Here is a 26076-nt window from a genome sequence, read left to right as displayed (position 1 = left end):
GTTTTTACAAATAAGATATTCTATTTTTCAAACATATGTAATGTGATAATCTTTTAAGGCTAATAGGTCGATTTATTTTTTTAACATGTTTAAGATTGTACTATCTTCTATATCAAAGAATTCAAGTATTCTTTCCCATGGTTCCATAGTGCCATCCTCAAGCTCTCGTTCAATATATATGTTCCCTTTTTCGTCAGATTCAATAAAAAAACTTTTTTCTTTACCATCTTTATTTGATTCCACAAAATAATAAGTATTATAATAAGCTCCATCCGCATGTGCTCCTGCTGCATTTATTTCAAATATTTTTTTATCACGAATTGTTATAACTCTTACATCGTTAATCAAAATTTCCAAGTGATGCCATTCATATCCTCCTTTCCCATTAGGCTTTTTAAAATAAACTATACAACCACTTCTGACATTATTTATGTTTGTAATAGGTTTTGTGTTTAGTTTATTTTTAAAACTTTCTATAACAGGTAGGACATTTTGATAACGGTTGGTACTATGATATATTAAATTTTTATTCGATAGTATTTTGTGAGAATTATATTCAATATCAGATCTTCCTGATTCTATATTCATATTCTCCTCTTGAAATATAACTAGCGATCTAAAAAAAACATCCCCAAAAAAAATGTTGCATCTATCCTTTTTACCCAAAAGTCCATTGTTATTCATTTTGTTTTTTTGATATGAGTATAAATCTAAATTATCATCTTTTTCTAAGCGCGTTTTTTTTTCAAATTTTTTCATATCTAGATATGGATTAGTTGTAAGAAATTTTTCCCCTATATCAAATTTATAATTTTGATTATTTATTAATTCTCTTACAACATAAACCAGTAATTTTTTAAATTTGTTTGTTTCAGCAAAACATGCTACCATAGCATTGCTCCAATCTGTACCTAAGCAGATTTCAATTTGACTTTCATCTTCATTTGAGTTATTTATACACTCTTTAATCTCATCAGAAATATTATTTTCTCCTAAAAATTCGATTATGCAACTATAAATATCAATGTTTGCCATCGTTACCTCCTTTGTTTATAAAATCGCTTATTGCTAGTAAATATTTCGATACCTCACCAAAATCAATATTATTATTTTCACAATATGTTATTGCTTTAGCTTTAATTTCATCCATAGACAATTCTTCATTAGTGTACTTTTTGTAAAACTGTTCTGGCGTCATTCCTTCTTTTGCAGCTTCAATAGCACTGGTTATAATATTAGTAAGTCTTTGGACATTTTCAGGATCTGGTTCTTTTCCATTATTATTGTCAACAATATCTTCTACATTTTCTGGTTCATTGTTTTCAGTCTTATCAGTGTTAGGAAATCCATTTACCTGTTCATCTGATGGTGTAGAAGTACCACCAGTACTTGGTTGTTGTGTATGAGTTGTTGAGCCAGAGCCTCCTTGATTATTAATGCTACTATCAACTGGGACAGTAGGTTGTTGTACGGTTGAAGCGTTTTGTCCTGTAGTTCCGGTCTGTTCTGCTGTTGACGTAGTAGAATTATCGGAAGCAGTAGGATTGGCTGTATTGTTTCCGGATTCAGTGTTTATCCCTTTATTAATTTTGGCAACTTCTACCTCTTTGTCGGCAGCTATCTGTGCTTTAGCCAAATCTGCTGCACTTTTTGCCATATCAGCACTTGTTGTAACTGCTGTTTGCAATCCTTGTGCAGCACTGTTTGTCCCGGCATTTAACACATCTCTAAGTTGGTCTAATCCTGTTATATTGTCAAATTTTGGTGCTTGCTTACTCACTAATGCTGAGATTAAATCTGCGTTAGTTACAGGTACGGCAGCTGTTGCTCCTTGTAGATTTAGAGCGGAAATGTCTTTTGTAGATTTCCCTGCAAGGTAATCGTGTGCATTAAGATAGCTACTGTCAATCTCCATTTTGTCTATCGGAGAATCTTGCCAATTCCAGAATCGGGTTAAATCTATCTTTTCGCTTACATTGGTTTCGCCTAATACTGCTTCTCCTATCATACCATCGGTTGGTAATGAGATGGTAGTGGAAGGGGAACGGAAGTTACTGGAATGATAACGATAGAGTGAATCTTGTACTTCTGCTGCAGTTTTACCTAACTTATTTGCCAAACTTTGTGGGTAGGTAAATGGCAATAACATACAGTTACCATAGAAACCCAAAAGTTTTTTAACATTTACACAGTTCAGCAAAGGAATAGATGGCTCATCTTCGTTAATTTTACTTTCTAATTCTATATTCGACAAAAGTTTATTGTAGTCCATATCAATGGTGTACTGTTCCAATAACATGGCTCGCTCATCTTCGCTTAGTGCACCCCAAACCATCTGTGAATAGTGTAATGTTTCTGCTGCTACATGTTGTAATAACTCTTCCATTTTTTGAAATTCGGTATAACGCAGGGTGCGTATTTTATTTTTAATATATATTCTGGTATAATTGTTTAATTGACTACTAGACAACGCAACATCCAACGTAGAGTTGTCGTTTAATTTAAGGTTAACTGTATCAATGATTGGATAGCCAAGTCTCATTATATAAGAAGGAGAAAATGTTACTGTTTTATTATAAGGGAAATTTTGATAAGCTTCGGGTAATTGAGACTTATAATGTTCAATACTTTGTCTATCTCCCCAACTACCTTTATTGTCTTGGGCTAAGTCAACTTGTTTCCCCATTAAATTATTATAGGCTAAACTTTGTGCTTTTGTAAAGTTCGGATCGTCTTGGGATAGAGTATAATTAAATTCCCTACAAGAGTAATCAAACTTTATATATGCTAAATCATCATCAATAATATCTGAAGGAATATCAAATGTACAACTAAGGTCTTTTTCTCCTCTTTTATTTCTTTCATGTATGATGGCTTGTCTTAACTCTTTTGTAGTTTTATATACATTTTCCTTTATAATAGTAGTATGTTTACTATCATCAAAGTTACCTGCAATAGTTCCTTTACCATTTTTTAAAACTAAGTATATAGACAACTTATCAATATCGTTAAGTAAATTTGCTTTAAAAGTTAAGGTAAGTTGTTTTGTATCAGTACCTATCTCTTCCATTTTCCACATAGGATAAGAGGCGTATTGTTTAATCAAATTTAATCCGGTACGATACTGGTATGGTAATGCATATTGCAGAGAGTTTGCGTATTTAAGAAGTGTACCATATCTGGCATTAAATTCAGTTTTTCCAAAGTTTTTTAAATTTAAATTATTAAAATGATATTTTTGGTTCTCAGGTAAAAAGCGAATGGTCTTTAATGGTACAAACAATACCAAATCGATACTGTCAATACAAGTTTCCATGCGATAGCGACGCATAACTTCCCAGTACTGAATAGTCATCGCATGTGAATGGTTATGATTAGCTATGATTTTAGTTGCCACAGAATCAGATACTTCACTTGTGGCAGTGCTGATGCTTAATCGTTTTGCTTGTGAGATTTTATCGGAAGCACTTTTTATACTGTGTTGAAATTTCTGTGCTGCTGAAGAAGCTTCATTGTGTGAGTTGGATTGGCGGGCAGATGAAGAACCTTTTCCACTCGATTTTGAGAACCCTCCCGATAATCCAAGTGTAGCTGACGCTCCAGCATATGTGCCGGCAGCACCAAAACTGGCACCAAAACTTGAAGTCTTAGCTCTGTAACTGTATTCAGAGTTTGCTTGTGATAGTTGATTCACAGCATAATTGAATGCAGCTGTAGTGTCATCTTCTTGAGAAAGTGCGTAATCCTCACTAACAGCATCCGTGCCTTGTGCCTCGTCCATAATGGAGTAGCGTTGTTTGTTTTCACGTATAACTAAACGCTGTTCTTCACCGGGTGCTAACACTAGAGAGTAGAGTAAAGAACCCAATGCAAAACCGTCGGGCACCCAGGCTTGATGCATATTAAGGACATAGCCTATGCCCAATGAAGACATCTTAGGTAATTCGTCTGGGGCTTCGTATAGTTTGCTTTTGAAGTTTTCTACGTCTAATGGTTTGGTTAGTGTTTGCCGTCCATTTTCACCGGCACTCGGGCTTATAGCCGGTTCTACTAGACGTTGCAGCATACTGTAATTAAAAACACGAGAAGGGGCTGTATCCGTAGAAAGACGTATTACTCCAGACTCTTCATCGTTGAAATCCTCATAACTAAATTCTTCTCCATTTGAGATTTTTCTTTTTTCCCTTTCAAGAGCTTTTTTGTACTTGTCCACTAAATCCATTTCATTGCCCATTAACTTTACACTTGGTAAAGCTGTTTTTAGGGAACAGTCCATCCCTTCAAATATCTCTTCAATTACAACAAAATCCTCATCTACATTAGGTTTAAAGTTGGTCCCTTCTAATTTAGCATCTAAGTTTGAAGAAGATAAGAGTTTTTCAAAAGCTTTATTTACATCTATAGTATAATATTTTTCTAATAACTTGTTTTTTATCTGATTGTATCTCGTTAGCAAATTGTCTTTTTGAGTTGTAAGTAAATCTACTACGTTATCTGGAGTACACTTTTCATTTGTTATTTTCTTTTTAGTCGTATTCTCTGTTGTTGCTTCACAGTTTGATTTTAAAGTTTGAATCTCTGCATCTATGAAATCTATTTCATCTCCAATAGAGTCAAGTAAAATAAATTGTTCTAAATCTTTTTGTTCGGGAACAGCATTGATAACTTCTGAAGCATTTTTAATAAATTCTTGTTTGTTTGAACCTTGTGATATAGTTACGGTAATGGTTTCTTTTAAGCTATATTTGTCTGGTAATACTACGATAAATTTTCCATTACTGTCCGTTATACATGATGGTTTTTTGTCAGCCTCAGTTTTATCTTCTGATGGACTTACTATGCCTCCTATTTCTACTAAAACTCCAGCAAAGGGTGTTTCATGTTCCTTTTTTTCATTATATTTTCTTTTAACCACTTTGCCACTAATAGTTCTTGGTAATGGCAATGCAAACTCAACATCATCTAAGAAGCCCAATCCTTCAGCAATTATATCACCACTCTTTTTTTCTTCTATAGGCTTATCAATAAAATCATTAGCAAACAGATGCTCAGGTTCTTTGTCATTAAACTCAAGGGAGGAAAATGAGGGTATTCGACCTTTTAATGCTCTAAGAATATCTTCATCTTTAATAGATAGTTGTTTTTTTGTTTGGTAATAACCTTCTGTTGTTGATTTTTTAACCGTTTGATAATCATTTTTCACTAACTTATCAAGTTTTTCACTGATAATTTGATTCAGAATATCAATATCAAAAGATCTATAATTAATTATGAGTTTTCGGGCATTGTTAATTAGAGTGGAAAGTTGAGCTTTATCCAGTAAAGAAAAATCAGTTGTTGATGCAGTTAAACTTTCGAGTATTGGATAAATTTTTTCAACACTCACTTTCGATAAATCTTCCACATTACGAACGCCTGCCAAAACAAGCAAATAGGCCATATCTGTCGTCATTTCCTCTACTCGCCACAGGTCTGCTTGTTTTACCCATGAGTTTACTAACTTTATGTCCACCTGTAGTTTTGTAGCTAAGGAAGAGCGTTTTTTATCTGTACTCCCTTTAGTTAATAAGGTTGGAACATCATAAATGAATAAACTTCTCAATTTAGCCTGCATTACCTTGCTTATACCTTTTATTGGTATAAGTGAAGAACTTGGTTTTTCTTGTTTTTCTAAGTCTTTAATTATGCTGTCAATAACCTTCGATGTTAATCCGGTAATTTTTTCTAATGGAGCGTTGGATGACCAAGTTTTATCAGTATCTACACTTGCTTCTGTATTTGTATTTAATTGTGACTTCTTAAAATACTCTTTTGCAACTTCCAATTCCTTCAGGGTAACTCTATCTTGATTCGGAATGGCTTTATTGGTTACAAGTCTTTTTATTTTACTTGTAACATTCGATTCTGTAAGATCTGTTATTTTTTCTAGTTTTTTAAATAAAGACTTTTGTAAATCTTGTTTGCTTTGCTCAATATTACTCATAGCGATTTTTTGATTATATGGTGTGCTTATTTATAAGTTTGATTGCTAAATATATATAATTTTATTTAACTTTTACTTATTTCTGCAGGTATTTTATGAGTCAGGCTAGGGGAAAATCAATAATTACATCTAATTACTTAGTTAATTAAAAAAGATAAAAACCTTGTAAGTGAATTGGCTTCACTATTTGTATTTATTGCAGAATGTTGAAATCTTAAACTGCAAAATATCTTTCAAGTTCTTTTAGGGTATCTTTATTAGTTTCAATATCGCGAACTACAATACCTTTTTCCAAAACAACAATACGATCGCACACTTCTGTAACGTGATTTAGGTCGTGGCTCGAAATAAGCATGGTCATGTTTTTAGTTGTCCTCAGGTCGTTAAGCATTCGTTTCAGCCTAATTTGTGAAGTCGGGTCTAAAGCGGTAAACGGTTCGTCTAAGATTAAAATTTGTGGGTCGGATAGGAGAGCCGCTGCGATTCCTACCTTTTTCTGATTTCCTTTAGATAAATCACGAATTAATTTCCTTTTACCAATAATTTCATCATTAAAAAAATCTTGCATTGATTCCAAAAAGGTGGCAATATCGCCTTCCGATTTATCGTAAACTTTTCCTGTGAAATTAAAAAATTCGTCGGGTGTAAGGAAATCTATTAGGAAGCCCTCATCGAGAAAAGAGCCAACTTTTGACTTCCATTCGTCTTTACGAGCTACTTTCTCTCCTTCAATTAACACTTCACCAGTTGTGGCGGCGATTAAATCTAAGATTAATCTAAAAAAAGTGGTTTTTCCAGCACCGTTATTTCCCACCAATCCGAAGCTTTCTCCGTTAGTGATAGAGATATCTGGAATATTTAGAACGGTTACCCCGTTATACGCTTTTGTTAAATTTGTTGCTTGTATCATAGAAGTTGAAAGTTAAAAGTTTGTAAAGTTAAAAGTAGATACGGAGCATGCTCCGTCTCTACAGAATATGTTGATTATTCTTTCTTTCGGAATCCATCGCAGAGTGCGTATTTTCGTTCTAAAAACTGTTTTTCGGTTACTTTAAGTAGTTGTTTTGTAAAAATAATCCCTAACAATCCTATAGACGCCAGAATAATTAACGCAATATTAGTAGCCGAAAAGAGACTAAAAATACCGATAATTAGCATTGGAACTACTAACAGAGGAATTAACACAATAAAGTTTTTAATGCTCACTCCTTGCATATTCATTACCGAGCCTTGTGCTAATTCCAATCTTTTTGTATTGTATGTAGCTCCAAAAAGATAGACATGAATATTTACCCCTATGTTGTACAAAATGGCGACACAGTGATAGATTATAATCTCTTTACCAAAGAAAAAATATGGAGTCGTTAGAATAAATGAAATAACTGACAGCGATAATAAAAGATAGTAATTTGATCGTATGTATGTTTGAGTTGAAATCTTTCTTGTCATCAAAAAATCGAAATGTGCTCCATCCCAATTGATAATCCATTGCCCAAACATTATCATACCGATTGCAGTAATGAAAATAGCGACGAACATAAGATAACCCGGTTTTCTATACATATCAAACGGGTAAAAAATAAATCCGTAAAACAGGAAGAAGATCCCCATGTATAGTGCATTTCTTACCCGTTTGTGGCGAAGAATAAGTTTTATTTGAAGCGAAAGTAGATTACCTATTTTACCAAATCGTTCCATAAAACTAAAGTGCTGCTTTTCAATATTCTCTTTTTTAGTTTTCTTTTCAAAGGTTTCGGGATAATAGTTTTGTTTAAAAAACCATCTGTTCGCGAAATAAGCGAGTGAACTAAAAATCAGAACCAATATCCAACCGAGAGTATTTTCAATAAGAAAATTGAAAACTTGAGCAGACACGGTAAACAGAGAAAATATTTTAAAAATCTCTAATGCTCCTAACCCAAGCAAAATAGCTATAAATGCGAGTATCCCTACGATGTTTGCTCCATACTTTCGTTTCAAGAAAGAGGCAAAAAGTGTATTAAACCAAATAAGGAAAATAGTAATCAAAACAAATCGAAATGCCGTATCATTACCAAGTATGGGAGCAACTCCACTTAAAGCAAATGGTATTGCGAAACAGAGCGAAATATAATTTACGGGATTGAGTAGCGGTTTAATTAACAGATAGTTTATAAGTATGCTTCGTTTAATAGGGTACAGCTGGTAGCTTTGTATGTTAATGGAACTTAGCGGTTGAAACCAAAAACGAATGAATAATATTATAGGCACCACAAATACGAGTATTCCGTTAAATGCGTGAACAGGGCTTGTTTCGGGAGCTATTTCCTGCAATATTTGGGGAAGTAAGAAACCTAAGATTACAAAGATCGAGAGAAAATAGATTGCTACCAACCCAATAAATATGTTCATAGCTAAATTTTTATAGAATCCCGGCGAGCGAACACCTTTAAGCCAGTTGTGCCTTAATAGTTTTAAAAACATTTTCTTAAATAATTTTTGACTTTAATACAAAATAAATAATAAGTTGTTACGATGATGTTAAAATTAAAGTATTATTTTGATATATAAATAGTGAAATTCAAAAATCAATAAATCAAAGCCAACTAGTTAATTATAATACAGTTGGCTTTATTGTTTTTATATTTTCATTATTATCTTCTCGAAGTTTTAAAATCAAACTTACCTTTAATCAGCTGTTAGTATATTTGAACAATAGCGGGTTTTAACTTTAAATGTTTATTAAATTATTATAGAGAGAAATAGACCTTATATGTAACCATTGGCATAATGCCCGGAAGAAGCGCTTCAACATATTTCTGTTTTTTCACATCATACGATAGTCCCATAACATTTCTTCTGTTTGTAGCGTTTTGTAAGTCAATTGCTAACTCTTCTGTAAAGCGTTTGTGATTTTTACGATATCCAAAACGTAAATCAACTCTAAAATAATCTTTTAATTTTAAAGAGTTATTCCGACTGTTATCAAATATGATGTAACCTGCTAAATGTGACTCTTGTGTTAAGATAGGCGTATAGCGGGTTCCGCCTGCCCACGAGCCTCTTAAATCAGTAAAAAAAGTCCAGTTGTTTTTCAAATTAAATTCATATCCAGCTGCTAAGTTCATCAGAAATCTTCCATCAAAAATTGTTCGCCATCGTGTGTCGTTAAAGCCGTTGGTATATGTCGAATTGTATAAAGTGGTATTAAACAGCATATAAAAATTTTTGCTAAGAAACTTTTCTATCGTAAACTCTACTCCATAGTTTCTTCCGGTTCCTTTGCTAACTAAGCTATCCTCTCTTTGTATATAGTTGTCTCCCGCACCTCCTGCTTGTAGCATAGTCCAACAAGTATTGGGATCATTTTTTACAGGAATACTATACAAGTGTTGATAGTATACTTCAACTTTTGTATGCCAGTTAGATGCAAAAGCCCAGTCGTAAAACATGTCTAATTGTGCACTTCGGGAAAAGTCGAGATTTTTGTTTGTATATTCAATTCCGTTTGGAGTTGGTGTTTTGATAAAATAGAACGTACGTGGTTGCATTTGGCTATATAATCCACCCGATAAGGCAAAGGTATGATTTTGCGATGGCGTATATTTAACTCCTCCTCGAGGTTCGATACTATATCTGTCGTTAAGGGTCTTATACATGCCAAAAACCCCTCCTGTAATAGAAAAACCTGAAGACAAATTGTGTACATATTGTGCATAGGCACGTAACAGATTAAACTCCCCATTTTCATCTGTTACAATTCCATTTTGAAAATATGTTTTGTCTGCTTTCTCAAGATAATTAAAGTCATACAAGTCATATTTTAATCCACCAATAATCCGTGAGTGATAGGAAAATCGATGAGTTAGTTCGGAATACGCCGAATATTTATTTTCAATTGCGTTTTCGTGCCAAACTATTTGCCATCCCGATCCATCATACCTGTTCATAGTATCTACAAGCATTCGGGTGTCACTTCTTACAAAAGAGACTGTGTTTTTCAGCTCAGTTTTGGGTGAAAATTTTACTTTATGAGTTCCTCCAAGTATATAAGATAAAGAGTTTACTTCAATTTGTTGGAAAAAGGTTGCTTCAAAATCACTCATATCTAAAAACTCCAACATGCCTTCATCAATGTCAAAATCAATATTACTTGCACCCCAAATTCCTATAACAGATAACGAATTTTTATCATTTAGTTTAAAATCTGTTTTGAAGGTTAAATCTTGATATTTTGGTACAAAGGGAATTTCCATGCCCATTTTTTTCATTAAATCAGGAATAGAATATCGGTACGATATCAAATAACTGGATTTGCTTTTTTTGGAGAAATACCCTTCCGCACCAGCTTCTACACCATTATAACCCAATTGCAACCAAAATTCTCGTTTTTGATTGTTTCCGTTTCTCATATTTAAGTCGAAAATACCGGATAAAGCATTTCCGTATGGGGCAGGCCATGCACTTAGATGAAAATCGGAGTTTGAAAGGAGATTAGTATTTAATAGTGTTACTTGTCCGCCTGTCATACCCACACCCGCATTAAAGTGATTTGGGTTGGCTATTTCGATGCCATCTATAATCCACTGTACGCCAATAGAAGAGTTTCCGCGAATTATGATATCGTTTCTAGCATCGTTAACGGGTGTTACACCTGCAAAACTGCGAACCATACGTGCTGGGTCGCCTAATGAGCTTGCAAAACGATAGGTTTCTTCAACACTAAAACTTCTTGCTCCTGCATAACTTAAATTGTTGATAGGTTTACTTTTGTCATATTGAGCGACAATTTCAACGCCTTTCAATTGAACAGAAGAAGGGTGCAAAACAACATCAATAATGACTTCGCGCCCGGAGGTAACGAGCACATCAAATTGTTTGGTTTCAAATCCCATACAACGAACTTCAATCACCTGTCTTCCTGTTGGTACTTTAAGTGAGAACTCATTATTGATATCTGTAACTGTACCAATTAGTGGACTACTCCCTACCACTATGATTGATGCGTTAAAAATTTCACTATCGGGATCTGTTGAAGAAACACTCCCTCTGACAGTTTGTGTGAGTTGTTCTTGTGCAATTGTACCAAGTGTCAAAAAAAATGTAAACAAAAGTGTAAATGTTATTTTCATGCTTTAATATTTAATCAGTTTAATGTCTATATAAAAGTTAGAAATTAGCGTTCAAAAATAGCTGATAGTTTTTCAAGCAATCATTGACACTTAGTTAAGACTATGTTAAAGTTTTGTAATGAAAATTTGATACAAATATTTTTAACCTTTTTTCATAAAAGTGTGTAAAAATTATTATCTTTATATTTTAAGAGGCTTATTGTTACTAAATTGTGAATATTGAACATATTATATTAACCAAAAATTAGAAATACGATGAAATTAAATTTTAAAAAAATGGCAGTTATGGTAACTGCAGTAGTATTGACTGCTAATGTAATGGCACAAATGAGTTTTAACGTGGGCTATCTAAACGACACACGTATGCAAACTACGAAACTTAACAATAACACAAGTATTGGAACAACTAATTACAACGGTTTTACCTTAGGTATATCTTATTCACACGAATTTAGCGATATGTTGGGAATCAACGCCGGATTGAATTATCAATTCCTATTCAAGCATGATGAAATTAACCTACCAGTATCAAAAACAGATATCACTACGACGTTTCACGCACTTGATATTCCTATTCGTCTTGAATTAGGAATTAACTTAACAAACGATTTTAGATTGTTTGGTTATGTAGGTCCTAATTTTATTTTTGACGTAGCAGGCAAAACAAAAAACAAAGTAATTGCTATTGTAAACGGTGAAGAGCAAGGAGATCCAGTAAAAACAGAAACAGACCTATTCAAGGATACAGACTACTCTCGTTTTAACCTTGCAGTGGGTCCTGGCCTTGGCATTAAATACAACAATACTATGTTTCGCGTTGGTTACGATTGGGGATTGTTAAACCGTAATACAAATTCGAATACGAACAATAACTTTATACTCAAAAACAACCAGCTTTATGTAACTCTTGGTTTTGCATTCTAGAAAAATTTTGTAATTAGATATATTTTCATAAAAAGAACGAACTTCTATAAATGGCAGTTCGTTCTTTTTTATTCTTTTTTTCTATGTTTGTGCCGCAGAAACAAGAGTGATAGGGGGGGAGAGATAAATTTTTCAAAAAAATTAATATTCGTTTTTAAAGTAATTTATTTTTAGCAACTTAGTAATTTCTACAATTAAAATAGGAACAAATGAAAGTACAATAACATATAGCCAGTGAGTTGTATCCATTACAGCTAAGCTAAAAGCAGTACGGAACGGGGGAATAAACAATACAGCTAACATTAACGCTGTCGATGCCAAAATAGCAAACAACAGCATAGAATTGCTGAATATGCTTGTACGGAAAGATGAAAGTTTGTTTGAGTGCAAATTGCGTACGTGAATAAGTTGAGAGAACGCCAATACACTGAATGCCATTGTTTGTCCGAGTTGTTGTCCGCCATCGTGGTAGCCCACAAAGTATGCGAAAAGTGAAATTAATCCAATGGTTATACCTTGATAGAAAATACGCCAGGTCATACCTTTGGTAAAAAATCCCTGTTTTGGGTTTCGCGGACGACGTGTCATAATATCCTTTTCTGCTGGATCCATACTAAGAGCTAACGCTGGTAAACTATCAGTAACAAGGTTTACCCATAAAATCATAATAGGTGTTAACGGATTTCCGATATTGAAAATAGAGGCTACAAAAATAAGCAACACTTCGCCTACATTTGCCGAAAGTAAAAACTGAATAGCTTTGAGGATATTGTCATAAATGCGCCTACCTTCCTCAACAGCATCAACAATAGTGGCGAAGTTGTCGTCTGTTAACACCACGTCTGCAGCATCTTTAGCAACTTCGGTGCCTACTACCCCCATTGCCACGCCAATGTCAGCTTGTTTTAAGGCGGGTGCGTCGTTTACTCCGTCTCCTGTCATTGCCACTATGTTACCGTGCGACTGCCATGCTCGTACAATACGCACTTTATGTTCGGGTGCTACGCGAGCATAAACAGAACACTTTTCAACATCACGGCGAAGCTCCTCATCTGACATCTCTTGCAACATCACTCCGGTAATCGACTTATCACCTTCTTTGTAAATCCCTATTTCTTGGGCAATTGCTACAGCTGTAACTTTATGGTCACCTGTAATCATAACAGGTTTAATGCCTGCGGTTTCGCATTTATTTATTGCCTCTATTACTTCGGGGCGGGCAGGGTCAATCATTCCAATTAATCCTACAAAAATAAGGGAGTTTTCTACTGTTTCAGCGCTTAATTCGGCTGGCACGTTCTCTACTTCTTTGTAAGCCACAGATAAAACCCGCAAAGCAGATTTCGCCATACGTTCATTTTCCTTTCTTACAATGGAAATATCTTCATTGGTTATAGGTTGCACATTTCCATGCTTAAGTATATGAGTAGTAACGTTTAGTACTTCATCTAGTCCGCCTTTTACATTCACTTGCAATTTTCCGTTTCCAATCATATTTATGGTAGCCATACGCTTTCTGTCGGAATCGAAAGGAATTTCTGCCACGCGGGGATATTTACGTTCCAAATCATTTTTATTGATTTGTAAATCAAGAGCAATATCTATAATAGCTGTTTCTGTAGGGTCTCCAGTTGTTTGATGTTCACCATCTGCATCAATTTTTAAATGTGCGTCTGTACATAAAAGTATAGAGTTGATAAGTGCTTTTTCATTGTTCCTCAATTCTTTGGGGAAATTTGTATTTCTAAAATCGAGTATATTCCCGTTTGTCCAACCTTCAACTACTGTCATTTTGTTTTGAGTGAGTGTTCCCGTTTTGTCTGAACATATAACTGTAGTACTGCCCAAGGTCTCTACTGAAGGCAATGTACGCACAATGGCGTTTAGTTTTACCAGCCGTTGTACACCAAATGCCAATACAATAGTAGAAACAATTTGCAATCCCTCAGGAATAGCAGCTACTGCTAAGCTTACAGCTATCATAAACATTTCAAGCCAATTATTTCCGTAGAGTATTCCCACTCCGAAAATTAGCAAACAGATTGCAAGTGCCACATATCCTAGAGCTTTACCTAGTTGCTCTAAACGTTTGCTCATTGGAGTTTCTGTCTGTTGCGTGCTTTGCAACATGTGAGCGATTTTCCCTACTTCGGTATCCATTCCGGTTCCTACGACTACGCCTTTTCCACGTCCATAAGTAACAATGCTAGTTGAAAATGCCATATTATGGTGATCGCCTAATGGAATTTTGCTCGATGTTATCGTTTCTGTATTTTTCTCCACAGGAACCGACTCACCGGTAAGGGCTGATTCTTGTATTTTTAGGTTAAATGCCTCTATCAGTCGCATATCAGCGGGGATAATGTCGCCTGTGTCAAGTACAACAATATCGCCGGGAACTATTTCTGTAGAAACAACTTCGTAAACTGAGCCATCACGTAACACCTTTGAGTGTGGGGAACTCATTCGATTCAATGCCTCAAGAGACGACTGCGCCTTTTTCTCTTGCCACGTGCCAATTATGGCGTTTACAAATAGGATAGCTAAAATTATAACGGCTTCGGTAATTCCTTCTCCCTCTTTTATCCCGATAAACGCAGAAACTATAGCGGCAATAATCAGAATAAGAACCATACTACTCTTAAATTGACTTAAGAATATGATAGTAAGAGACTTTTGTTTTTTTGAAACTAATTGATTTGGTCCTTTTTCTTTGAGGATTCTTTGGGCTTCGGACAAAGATAGCCCACTGTCGGTAGTTACGTTAAATTGTGCTAACGTTTCTTCCGCACTTTGGTTGAAAAATGGTTTCATCTACTATATTTTACTCGTGTTAATGTTGAATTAATTGTGGCTTTGGAAATCAGATTTTAAGGAGAACTGATTGTTTATTGAGCCATTCCTGGATCAACACCTGGAAGCCACATCAGTTTGTAGAGCCGTCTTATAGAATACATCTCTTTGAACTGTATATTCATTGTTTTGTAAAATAATATTGATTTCAACCAAAGTTGTTTTTTCTATTGTTATCAACTGTTATCAACAACTTTCAAGTTGATACAATGTTGAGGATTTTGTCAAAAAATATGCCAATGGTTATCAGCAAAATTACAATAAAATTAATAAAATGTATATACAATTACGTTTTATCTGAAAATATAATTTATGATTGAATTTATAAGATTTTTTTTTGAAGTTGTTTGTTTATTGCATAATATTTGCGCTAACGGATTGTAAAAATGATTAAATGCAGGATTCTTTAGCAGCATTGTGTAAAATTAACACAACGTTAAATTCGCTAAAAAATCCTGCAATAATAGTTTATAAAGTTTTAGGCTGATTTTTTATTCTGTAAATTCAATTACATGCCCTGAAACAGTCACCTTATAAAGTCTTATTACTGGGAAAAGTGAGTGTTTGATTTCAACAGTTTCGTTAATTATTGCCCTTGACCCTCCAATAATGTCGGCTTTTGACAACATATCAGCTTTTGCTTCTGCTATCAATGCCTCTTTTAAAAATCCACCAATTCCAAAAACATATATTGCTTCAGACTCTCCTCTTACACTATCAATAACCACGTAATTATTTTTTGATAACACAACTTGAGTTACATGATTGTTCGTATTAAACGTCAATCCTGAATGGACAGCACAACCTGAAAAAAGGAATGCAGTCCCGATTAATAATAAAAGAAGTTTTCTCATATAATTTGTTTTAATTTTCCTACTCATCTGGCTTTTCGGTTTCGCCCCGTTTCTAAGAAATGGTTTCTGGTCTCCATTTAAATTAGTTGTAATTATTTGTTTTTCAACACTTTAACATCAATTATTTGTCAGTTAATTTGCATATCCAAATATGAATGTTATTTTTATAATTTTAGCCTAAAAAGCTCTTTTTAACATTTTTTTAGGTTTAATCACTAGGTGGTGCAATAAAATTATTACTAGCCCTATTATTCTTATCGATAAAAGGGTTATTTTTACAGAATAAAGTTTATACATAAAAATTAGTTCAATTGCTAGTTGGTAAGCTTGATAAAAGCTTTAATATTGTTTAATGATAAATATAAAATCAAAAAAGTGAACTATATAGAAACTTCGATATCGCTTAGTAATCTTAAAGGGCTTGATCACGAAATAGTTATCGCTGAATTAGCAGAATGTGGCTATGAAAGTTTTATTACCGAAGAGGGTTATGTAAAATCCTATATTCCTGAGACAGAATTCGATGAAGCTACTGTTTTTAACGTGCTTGGAGCACTTAAAATAGATAGAACAGTTATAATTAATAAATTAATAGAACATCAAAATTGGAATCAGCAATGGGAAGCTGATTACGAGCCAATATCTATTGACGATTTTTGCCATATCAGGGCACCTTTCCACAATAAAACACAAGGGTTTGAGCATGAATTAGTTATAATGCCCAAAATGTCGTTCGGGACAGGACATCACCAAACCACAAGACTTATGATTCAGGCAATGCGTAAAATAGAATTCAAAGAACGTTTGGTGCTTGATATAGGCTCTGGTACGGGGGTTTTAAGTATATTAGCTAAAAAGTTGGGAGCTAAAAATGTTGTTGCTATTGATATTGACCCAAATGCAACCGAAAACTGTAAAGAGAACATTGAAATAAATCAAGTTAATCAGATAATTTGCAAGACAAGCGACAGTTCTGCTATAGAAGGAAATTTTGATATTATTCTTGCTAATATCAACAGGAATGTTTTGCTAAAAGATATGTCTATATATGCCAACCACTTGAATAATAACGGATTTTTGTTAATGAGTGGTTTTTTCCAATCTGATAATGAATTTATTTGTATCGAAGCAGACAAACACGCTTTGAAAGAGAGCTTTAGATTAGAGTGTCAACAATGGTCGTGTTTAGTTTTTAATAAATAACAAATTTTTAATAAGTAAATTGTTTTATATGAACTTGTTTAGAAAGCTTATTTTATTGCTGTTAGTTATACTTTCAATCAATGAAATGTTACTATCTCAAACAAATGATATGGTTGTATGCGATAGTTTGTTTTTAGTAAAAGTTAACGAATTGATTACTAATAATGAGGAGTCTAGAAGAGTAGGACGCGATTATTACTCTTTATTTCATAGCACTTGGAACAGTGGGTATTATAATCAACAAGCTCAAGCTGACATTTGTGCAATAAGCTATAATTTACTTGAAGTTAGAAAAGTCTCTTATGCGGCATTTAAAAATTATCTTGATGCTTTAATTCTTTTTACAAATAAGGTTGAACACCGAAAAAATTACAATGTTTTTAATAGCTTGTTAAAAGGGTATTGCGAAGATAGTGAGACAACACAAACTAAAATCAGTGCTTTTATATCTGATATCAGAAATCTAATAGGCATGGGGTTTCTGTTCGACACTCCACAGACAAGATGGTTAGCAACAAACACAAATTTTCAGTTTGAGATAAACGATGAGAACAATATAACTGTTGTTTTTCCGCAAACAACATTAATTTGTTATGCTCAGGACGACAGTATAAAAATTTTTGAAACAGCAGGCAGTTACGATTTAAACAATCGTAAGTTTTATGGTAATAGCGGTAAGGTAACATGGGAGCGGGCAGGATTTCCAAGTGATTCTGTCTATGCGACTTTTAAAAATTATAGTTTTGAAACTAGCCGTTCGTTAGTATTGGTCGATACAGTTTTATTTTATAATTATTACTATTTTGATAAGCCCTTGCAAGGCTCTTTACGTCATCAAGCTTCTAAAGTGGCGAATGTTGCGGCAGTTCGTTTCCCAAAATTTGAATCGTTTCAAAAGTGGTTTGTTATCAAAAATTTATACGAAAAGGTAGATTATAATGGAGGATACGTACAACACGGCAGCCAGTTTATTGGTGCAGGAACAAAAAGGGAGCCGGCCACACTTAACTTTTGGAAGGAGATGAAAATTGTTGAAAAAGGTGACACAGTACTTAGAGATATTGTTGTTATGAGAGCTGCAAGCGAGGAATATACCTTTACCAAGGAAAAAGTTGCTACCAATAATGCAGTTATATCAATATATCTCGATAAAGACTCAATTTATCATCCAGGTTTAAATCTTCAATATTTTGTGAAATCGAGAGAGGTTAACCTGTTGCGCAACAACGATTTGTCTAATATGTCTCGTAGCCCATATTTCGACTCGTATCACATGGTAGAAATTGAAGCTGAGTTGTTGAAATGGAATATGAATGACACAAGAATACATTTCTCTCGCATGTTAGGTTCCGAAGCAAGTGAAGCAGTATTTGAATCCTATAACTATTTCTCATCAGAGCGATTTTATAGGCTTCAAGGTATTTCGACAACAAATCCACTATTTCAAATTCGTGACTTCGCTGTAAAGATAGACTCAGAAGAGTTTTATGCCGAAGAATTAGCCAGATATATGATGTTTGCAGAATATAAAGTTCGTCAAATGTTAATAACGATGTCCTTTGAAGGATATGTTTACTATGACAAAGAAACTCAATTAGTTACAATACGGCAAAAATTATATGATTATATCATGGCTGTGACGCGAAGCAAAGATTACGATGTGATATCAATAAAGTCGAAAGCTTCGGGTATGCTCGATAACGCCGTGCTAGAACTGAGAAACCTTGATTTAATGGTAAATGGTATTGATTATTTTGAATTTTCTAAGGCAAACAGGGTTGCAACAAGACCCAGAGGTGGACAAATTATTCTTAAGAAAGATCGCGAAATACAGTTTGATGGTGAATTAAGAGCAGGGTTATATACCTATTTTGGAGAAAAATTCAGGTTTAATTATACAGATTTTAACATTGAATTAGAAAGTGTTGATTCCTTGTTGATGGAAATATCTATAGGAATTGATCTTACAGGACACCACGATCTTAGAACAGTCCGCAGCAAAATTGAAAATATTTCAGGTATTATTCATATTGATAATCCGGGCAATAAATCAGGTATTTATCTTATTAGTCGTTTCCCGGTTTTTGAGTCAACAAAAGATTCATATGTATATTACGATGAACCATCAATTCAAGGTGGTGTCTACGATCGTGACAGTATTTATTTTAAAATAGAACCATATACATTAGATAGTTTAAATAATCCAGAAGCGGAAAAAGTAAAATTGGAAGGAACATTCTATTCGGGCAATATTTTTACTGAGATAAAGCAAGAGATTACTGTGCAACAAGATTTAAGCCTTGGTTTTATACACGATCAAACACAAGAGCCGATTCTAACTTATGGAGGGAAGGGATTTACCACAGGATTAATTGGTGTTAGTAATCAGGGGATTAAGGTGCGAGGTAGGGTTGATTATATAAGGTCATCAACTTGGAGTGACGATATTACTTTCTTTTTGGACAGTATGAATACATTGTCAACACGGTTTGTAAACCAATCTACAAAAACTCCCTCATTCCCAATAATGGAGGGTAAAGAGATAAAAATACATTGGGAACCGTATAACGACAAAATGTATGGTCAAACTACATCTACTCCACTTGACATGTACAACGCTCAATCGACACTTAATGGCGGTTTTGTGTTAGAACCGCGAATAATTACCGGCAATGGCTCTATGGCTATAGAGCGAAGCACGCTCAATAGTGAAAGATTCAGATATGCTGAAACGACTATTGATGCAGACACATCGTCTTGGAGCTTGGCTTCAATGGACAAAAAAGGTATTTCAATTAAAACAGATAACGTAAACTCTCATATAGATTTTGAAACACGTACAGGTAAATTCCGTTCCAATGATTTAAATAATGTTATTTATTTCCCTGCTAATCAATATATGGCTTATGCTGATGAGTTAAATTGGAATATTGATAGCGAAAAGCTTTATGTTTCAAGTAGTTCGGTTCATTCATTTGATAATTTTGTTCATTCTATTGAAGCTGAAGCCTCAACCACAAACCCTGCAGGAAGTCTTTTTATTTCAACTCATAGTCAGCAAGATAAACTTAATTTTATCTCTCCAATTACCGATATTGATCTAAAAAATAATGTTCTGTTCACGCACGAGGTAAAATTCGTCAACGTTGCTGATGCTATGATAATTCCAACCGATGGAAATATAACAATCGACACCGATGCCAGGCACCGAGCCATACCGAATGCAGAAGTTATTGCTAGCAGAGACAACAAATATCATAAATTCTACGACGCAACAGTCAATATCTCAAGTCGTAAGTTCTATACAGGTAACGGATATTACGATTACGTAGATTTAGACAAAAATGTTCAAAAAATTAACTTCTTAGTTATTTCGGTTAATACAGATATTAATTCAACGTATGCTACAGGAAAAATACTTGCAGATCAATCTTTTACTCTAAGTCCCGCTTTTGGATTTATGGGAGATGTGAAACTTTTTGCACAAAATAAATATCTGCTGTTTGAAGGTAGTACCAAGTTATTACTATTACCTGAAGGATTGGCTAAAAACTGGGTAAAATTCAGTTCTGAAATTGTTCCAGATAACGTTATTATACCTGTTGACTCTGTTAATGAGAGTGCTAATAATAGGAAGCTGTATCACAGTTTAATAACCAATATGGATTCAGTTGTGACATATCCTGCATTTTATGCCGAAACAACAAAACCGAATTTCCACGCATACTCAGCAACACCAGGATATTTAAAATTTGATCGTAACAGTGAAAAGTATGAGACAAGTACACTAGAAAAGTTTGAGAATAAAGAATTGAAAGATAATTATGTCTCCATAAATACACAAACATCAGATTTCAATAGTACAGGTATTATAAATATAGCTCGCGATTTGGGACAGGTAAAGATTAAAACACGCGGAAATATTATATATACAGCTCAAAGAGAAGAGATATTGACAGATTTATTTATGACTTTCGACTTTTTCTTTAATGATCCCAATTTAACGTATATGGCTGACACTATTAACAAAATTAAATCTCTCGGTCCTGTAAATACACTACTTAGTGATTACGAGCAAGGCATGACAGACTTAATTAGCAATGAAGCATTTAAAACTCTTATAGAAGAGCAAAAACTATTTGGTGTTCCAAAAACAATTCCAGAGGGTTTTGTTCATAGTATAGTTTTTACAGATTTGAATATGATGTGGGATTCTGCAGACAATGCATTCAAGTCGATAGGAAGGATCGGGATAGGTAGTATTCTCGATAAAACAATTAATAAGTTCGTTGCAGGGTATGTTGAGTTTAGATACCTAAAATCGGGGACAGAGTTTTTCATATATATTGAACCAATGCCGAATCACTGGTATTTCTTCAAATACACTTATAATTCGATGCTTACAGTATCAAGCGACCCTGTCTACAATGATATGATTGGAAAAATTAAATTAAAAAATAGAAAACTTAAAACTGACGGACCAAAATATACCTATTATCTAACATACCCAAGGGTAAAAGACGAAACAATATTCTATTTTAAAGGTGGTAAAAAAGAAGATTTAAATCCTAGAGGTAAAAGATCAAGAAGATGATAAACAGCCAGGTTCCATTATTTATTAATGAAAACTTAGAAACCGAAAATTTTATCACAGGCGCTGAAGCACACCATGCAAGTGCTGTTTTGCGTTTGCGTGAAGGAACCAAAATACAGATTACCAATGGAAAAGGCAAGCTTATAAAAGTTGTTGTAACAAATATCTCTAAAAACAGAATAGATTATTCGGTAAATGAAATTTGTGAATTACCTAAACTCCCGTACAATCTGCATTTAGCTGTTGCTCCAACTAAAAATATTGAACGATACGAGTTTATGATAGAAAAATGCACCGAGTTTGGCTTTAGTGCGTTAACCCCCGTTATTTGCGAACATTCAGAGAGAAGTATTGTAAAAGCTGATAGGTTAAACAGAATTGTAATTGCAGCAGCAAAGCAATCGCTAAAAGCCTATTTTCCAGTAATTAACGAGTCCTGCAAACTTAAAGAGTTTATCTTGCAACATAAAAATATTGAGAAAAAATATATAGCAGTTTGTAATTTTGACGATAGGATTTCCGTTAATGAAGTTGCAGAGTTACACAAAGATACAATTGTGTTAATTGGACCAGAGGGAGATTTTTCTAATTCTGAGGTTGATTTTGCAATAGAGAGTGGTTTTATACCTGTAACGCTCGGTAGCAGTCGCCTTAGAACTGAAACAGCAGGAATAGCAGTTTGCCATTCCTTTTATTTGAAAAGTTGCTAACTATTTAAAAGTGAACTACTTATTATGAGAAATCTGTTTTTGATACTTATTTTAATTACAACATATTCATATAGTCAGGATTATCCTTTAAAAATTGCACTATTGAAGTATGGCGGAGGAGGAGACTGGTACGCTGACCCTACCGCCTTGCCAAATCTAATTGATTTTTGTAACAAAAATTTAGGTACAAATATTAATCCGCAACATGATGAGGTTGAGGTGGGTAGCTCTCAAATTTTCGAATATCCATTTGTTCACATGACAGGTCACGGCAATGTGGTTTTTTCTCCTTCCGATGTTAAAAATCTAAGGTTATATTTGGAATCTGGAGGTTTTTTGCACGTTGATGATAATTATGGACTCGACCCATTTTTTAGGCGCGAGATAGTAAAAGTTTTTCCAGACAATCCTTTAGTTGAACTGCCCATAAGTCACCCGATATACAATCAAAAGTATAAGTTTCCAAAAGGCTTGCCAAAAATTCACGAGCACGATAACAAACCTCCGCAAGGATTTGGTATATTTGTAAACAATAGATTAGTTGTATATTACACATATGAATCAGATATTAGTGATGGTTGGGAATCACCCGAAGTTCACAATAACTCTCCCGAAACGCGCGAAAAGGCTCTTAAAATGGGAGCAAATATTATTCAATATGTTTTTAATCATTAGAATATGAGGAAAAATTTCAATAAAATATTGATTATTCAGACAGCTTTTATCGGCGATGCAATATTAGCAACAGCTTTGATTGAAAAATTAAAATCTTTTTACCCAACAACAAAGATTGATGTTTTAGTACGGAAAGGAAATGAATCAATTTTCAATACCAATCCAAACGTAGGCAGAGTTCTTATGTGGAATAAAGCAAAGAAAAAATACAGGTCGCTTTTTACTGTTATTCGCAAAGTTAGGAGAAGAAAATATGACATTGTAGTAAATGTACAGCGTTTTTTTAGCACAGGTCTGATAACAACTATGTCAAGTGCACCAATAAAAAGCGGATTTAAGAAAAATCCATTGTCATTTTTCTTTCAAAACAAAGCTGAGCACGAGATTGCAGGAGAACATGAGATTGATAGAAACCAAAAACTTATCGAGTTTATTACTGATGGTCACGCTGCCAAACCTAAGCTTTATATAACTGAAAAAGCTGATTATAACGTTAGAAAATATAAAAATCAAAAATATATTTGTATAGCTCCAGCATCTGTTTGGTTTACAAAACAATTTCCCGAAAACAAATGGATTGAATTGATAAACAGCTTAAACAAGGATATTCGCGTTTATCTGATTGGTAGTAGCGGTGATTTTGAACTATGTCAAAAAATCGTTGAAAAAACTAATAGCAACGTTGTTAATTTATGCGGTCAACTATCATTGATAGAGTCGGCGGCGTTAGTTAAAGATGCTGTTATGAATTTTGTTAACGATTCGGCACCGTTGCATATTTGCAGCGCAACAAATGCACCTGTTACAGCTGTTTTTTGTAGTACTGTACCCTATTTTGGTTTTGGTCCGGTCGGTAACAACGGTAAAGTTGTCGAGGTTACCGAAAATCTTTCTTGTCGTCCTTGTGGACTTCATGGACGAAAGCAGTGTCCAGAAAAGCACTTTGATTGCGCTCAAAAAATATCAATCAAGCAGTTGCTTGATTGTGTTCCCGACAGTTAGGACTTAATTGATAATACTGTAAGACTATGTTTGATAATATTATAGAAAATTTACCAAATTTTTGGTCAAACATAGGCAATGTTATCACTTTAGTTTATGTAATTACAGTTATTGCTACGGCAATCATTATTATAAGTCAAAATCGTTCGCCACACAAAACAATGTCGTGGATACTGGTTTTAATTCTAGTCCCCGTTGTGGGAATAGTTTTTTACTTAGTGTTCGGACAAAACTACAGAAAACAGAAAATTTTTAGTCGAAAAGGATTGGTTGACTTTATTAAGCTCGAAGAACTCAGCGCTGAACAATTAAGCGACTTGGCTGAGAAAACCTATATTCACGATCCATATATTGAAGATAAAACCAAGATAGTTAGACTGTTACTTCGTAATAGCAAGGCGATTTTAACAAATATTAACAAGGTTTCGATTCTTAATAACGGGGACGAAAAGTTCAGGGCTATGTTTAAAGCAATGAAAAAAGCTAAACATCATATACACCTTGAGTATTACATACTGGAGTCCGACAATATTGGAAAAGAGCTTGGTAATATTCTAATAAAAAAAGCAGACGAGGGTGTGAAAGTAAAAATAATATATGATGATGTTGGTAGTTGGAAACTTAAAAAGCAGTTTATCAGAGAGTTGGAGAAGCATGGTATTGAGTTTGCCTGTTTTATGCCTGTAAGTTTCCCAATTCTTACAAGAAAAATCAATTACCGTAATCATAGAAAAATTACAGTTGTCGATGGTAGAGTGGGTTTTGTTGGTGGGATAAATATTGCCGACCACTATATACATGGCAATAGCAAAATACCATTTTGGCGCGATACACATATGATGACAGAGGGTCAGGCTGCTGTCGCACTGCAAATAATTTTTGCTACAGATTGGTATTTCTTGAAAAAAGAGCTGTTAGACGACCCTATCTATTTCCCCGAACCCTTGATAGACGACAAAACATTAGTTCAAATAGTTGCGTCAGGACCCGACTCTGACTGGGCTAGCATTATGCAGGCTTATTTTACTTCAATCACTTTGGCGCGAAAAAACGTATATATATCAACGCCATATTTTATTCCAAATGAAAGTATTTTAACTGCACTTAAAACAGCTGCTCTTAGTGGCATAGATGTTAAAATTTTAATACCAGGAATAAGTGATTCTAAGTTTGTCTATTTTGCAACACTCTCTTTTGTAAATGAGTTGCTTGAGGCTGGAATAGAGGTTTATATATACCGTAAAGGATTTAATCACAGTAAGATAATTATGGTGGACGACGCGTTTTGTTCAATCGGAACAGCCAATATGGATTATAGAAGCTTTAGCCAAAATTTCGAAGTTAATGCGTTGATTTACGATCCTGTTGTTACCTCAGAATTAACTTATTGGTTTTTTGAAGATTTGAAAGATAGCGAGTTGATATATCTTGATGAGTGGACTAAGAGACCAGTTATGAATAAGTTTAAGGCCAATATTGCTCGTATTGCCAGCCCGTTATTGTAACAATTATCAATTAACAATTAGCAATTAGCAATTAATGAGGTGATTGTCAGATTAATAGCAACGACTTTTAAGTTGTGGAATGGGTTGATGTATGTCCTGACTTGTATTTTTTGGTGTGGTTAAATGATATACCCCAATTAAGATAAAGGGCAATAAAACCCCGAAGGGGTGACAAAGGCAGGTGGAAGCAATTAACAATTATAAGACACCGCCATTAATTTTCTGTAATTTTAAACCTCAATCTTAAAATACCATTTTCCCACGAATATGTTGTAATTGTGAACGTTCTTATTTCGGAGGTGTTTGATACATGCGGTCCAATGCAGGCACAATGGTCGTAATCGCCGATAGATACTATTCTAATTGTCTCGCCAACATCTTCGGGAAGTTTTGATGTATCGACAAACTTTTTCGCCTCTTCAAGTGTTACGAACTGTTCGGTAACAGAGTGGTTTTTACTTAACTCCTCGTTTACAACTCGCTCTATCTCTTTAACTTGCTTATCTGTAATGGGAGAGGAGAGGCGATAATCGCATTTCGATTTTTTTCGCTCTATGTGTGCATTAAATGACCTACCACAATTAAACATTCTAACCATGGTTTGATTTAAAACATGCTCGACAGTATGCATTGGGGGATAATAGTTTTTCTCGCTCATAAAT

Annotated in this window: 15 protein-coding genes; 7 read left to right on the top strand and 8 right to left on the bottom strand. The window is 34.2% G+C overall.

The window, feature by feature from the left end; translation table 11 throughout:
• Positions 1-72: 72 nt before the first annotated feature.
• The 5 genes from GX311_10245 to GX311_10225 all read right to left on the bottom strand — a co-directional run bounded on the left by GX311_10245 (position 73) and on the right by GX311_10225 (position 11094).
• Positions 73-1035, bottom strand: coding sequence for a hypothetical protein (locus GX311_10245; protein NLK16765.1), 963 nt, complete (start codon positions 1033-1035; stop codon positions 73-75).
• Positions 1022-5983 (bottom strand): DUF4332 domain-containing protein, encoded by a 4962-nt coding sequence (locus GX311_10240; protein NLK16764.1) that lies wholly within the window; start codon positions 5981-5983, stop codon positions 1022-1024. Before GX311_10240 ends, GX311_10245 begins: the two co-directional genes overlap by 14 nt.
• Positions 5984-6197: 214 nt before the next feature.
• Positions 6198-6893 carry an ABC transporter ATP-binding protein gene (locus GX311_10235; GenBank protein NLK16763.1) on the bottom strand — a complete coding sequence of 232 codons (696 nt, stop codon included), beginning with the start codon at positions 6891-6893 and terminating at the stop codon, positions 6198-6200.
• Positions 6894-6967: 74 nt separating this feature from the next.
• On the bottom strand, positions 6968-8446 hold the full coding sequence (locus tag GX311_10230; GenBank protein NLK16762.1) for a hypothetical protein: 1479 nt from the start codon (positions 8444-8446) through the stop codon (positions 6968-6970).
• Between the two features lie 266 nt (positions 8447-8712).
• Positions 8713-11094, bottom strand: a complete 2382-nt coding sequence (locus GX311_10225) for a TonB-dependent receptor (GenBank protein NLK16761.1) — start codon at positions 11092-11094, stop codon at positions 8713-8715.
• A 255-nt stretch (positions 11095-11349) separates the two neighbouring features.
• On the opposite strand from GX311_10225, the gene GX311_10220 reads away from it, so the two are divergent.
• The gene (locus GX311_10220) at positions 11350-12018 is read left to right on the top strand and encodes a PorT family protein (GenBank protein NLK16760.1); all 669 of its coding nucleotides are present in this window, start codon (positions 11350-11352) and stop codon (positions 12016-12018) included.
• 141 nt (positions 12019-12159) lie between these two features.
• Here GX311_10220 and GX311_10215 read toward each other — a convergent pair whose 3' ends face one another.
• Complete coding sequence (locus GX311_10215) at positions 12160-14832, bottom strand: calcium-translocating P-type ATPase, PMCA-type (protein NLK16759.1); 2673 nt, start codon at positions 14830-14832, stop codon at positions 12160-12162.
• A 530-nt stretch (positions 14833-15362) separates the two neighbouring features.
• Positions 15363-15725 (bottom strand): hypothetical protein, encoded by a 363-nt coding sequence (locus tag GX311_10210; GenBank protein NLK16758.1) that lies wholly within the window; start codon positions 15723-15725, stop codon positions 15363-15365.
• 375 nt (positions 15726-16100) lie between these two features.
• Here GX311_10210 and prmA point away from each other — a divergent pair, with 375 nt between their 5' ends.
• Genes prmA through cls form a run of 6 tightly spaced genes read left to right on the top strand, consistent with a single transcriptional unit; the run spans position 16101 to position 25414 of the window.
• Complete coding sequence (gene prmA / locus GX311_10205) at positions 16101-16928, top strand: 50S ribosomal protein L11 methyltransferase (GenBank protein ID NLK16757.1); 828 nt, start codon at positions 16101-16103, stop codon at positions 16926-16928.
• A 28-nt stretch (positions 16929-16956) separates the two neighbouring features.
• Positions 16957-21522, top strand: a complete 4566-nt coding sequence (locus tag GX311_10200) for a hypothetical protein (protein ID NLK16756.1) — start codon at positions 16957-16959, stop codon at positions 21520-21522.
• Positions 21519-22232 (top strand): 16S rRNA (uracil(1498)-N(3))-methyltransferase, encoded by a 714-nt coding sequence (locus GX311_10195; GenBank protein ID NLK16755.1) that lies wholly within the window; start codon positions 21519-21521, stop codon positions 22230-22232. The genes GX311_10200 and GX311_10195 overlap by 4 nt, the downstream gene beginning before the upstream one ends.
• Before the next feature lie 24 nt (positions 22233-22256).
• Entirely contained in the window at positions 22257-22907 is a 651-nt protein-coding gene (locus GX311_10190) for a DUF4159 domain-containing protein (GenBank protein NLK16754.1), read from the top strand.
• 3 nt (positions 22908-22910) lie between these two features.
• Positions 22911-23909 carry a glycosyltransferase family 9 protein gene (locus tag GX311_10185; GenBank protein ID NLK16753.1) on the top strand — a complete coding sequence of 333 codons (999 nt, stop codon included), beginning with the start codon at positions 22911-22913 and terminating at the stop codon, positions 23907-23909.
• A 26-nt stretch (positions 23910-23935) separates the two neighbouring features.
• Positions 23936-25414 carry a cardiolipin synthase gene (gene cls, locus GX311_10180; protein NLK16752.1) on the top strand — a complete coding sequence of 493 codons (1479 nt, stop codon included), beginning with the start codon at positions 23936-23938 and terminating at the stop codon, positions 25412-25414.
• A gap of 214 nt (positions 25415-25628) precedes the next feature.
• Here the strand turns inward: cls and GX311_10175 are convergent, their stop codons facing one another.
• Positions 25629-26072, bottom strand: coding sequence for a hypothetical protein (locus GX311_10175; protein ID NLK16751.1), 444 nt, complete (start codon positions 26070-26072; stop codon positions 25629-25631).
• Positions 26073-26076: the final 4 nt, after the last annotated feature.

It is taken from the genome of Bacteroidales bacterium (assembly GCA_012519055.1).
Classification (GTDB): domain Bacteria; phylum Bacteroidota; class Bacteroidia; order Bacteroidales; family Salinivirgaceae; genus JAAYQU01.
Note: the sequence above shows the minus strand (reverse complement) of the source record. Positions and strands in the feature narration are given on the sequence as shown.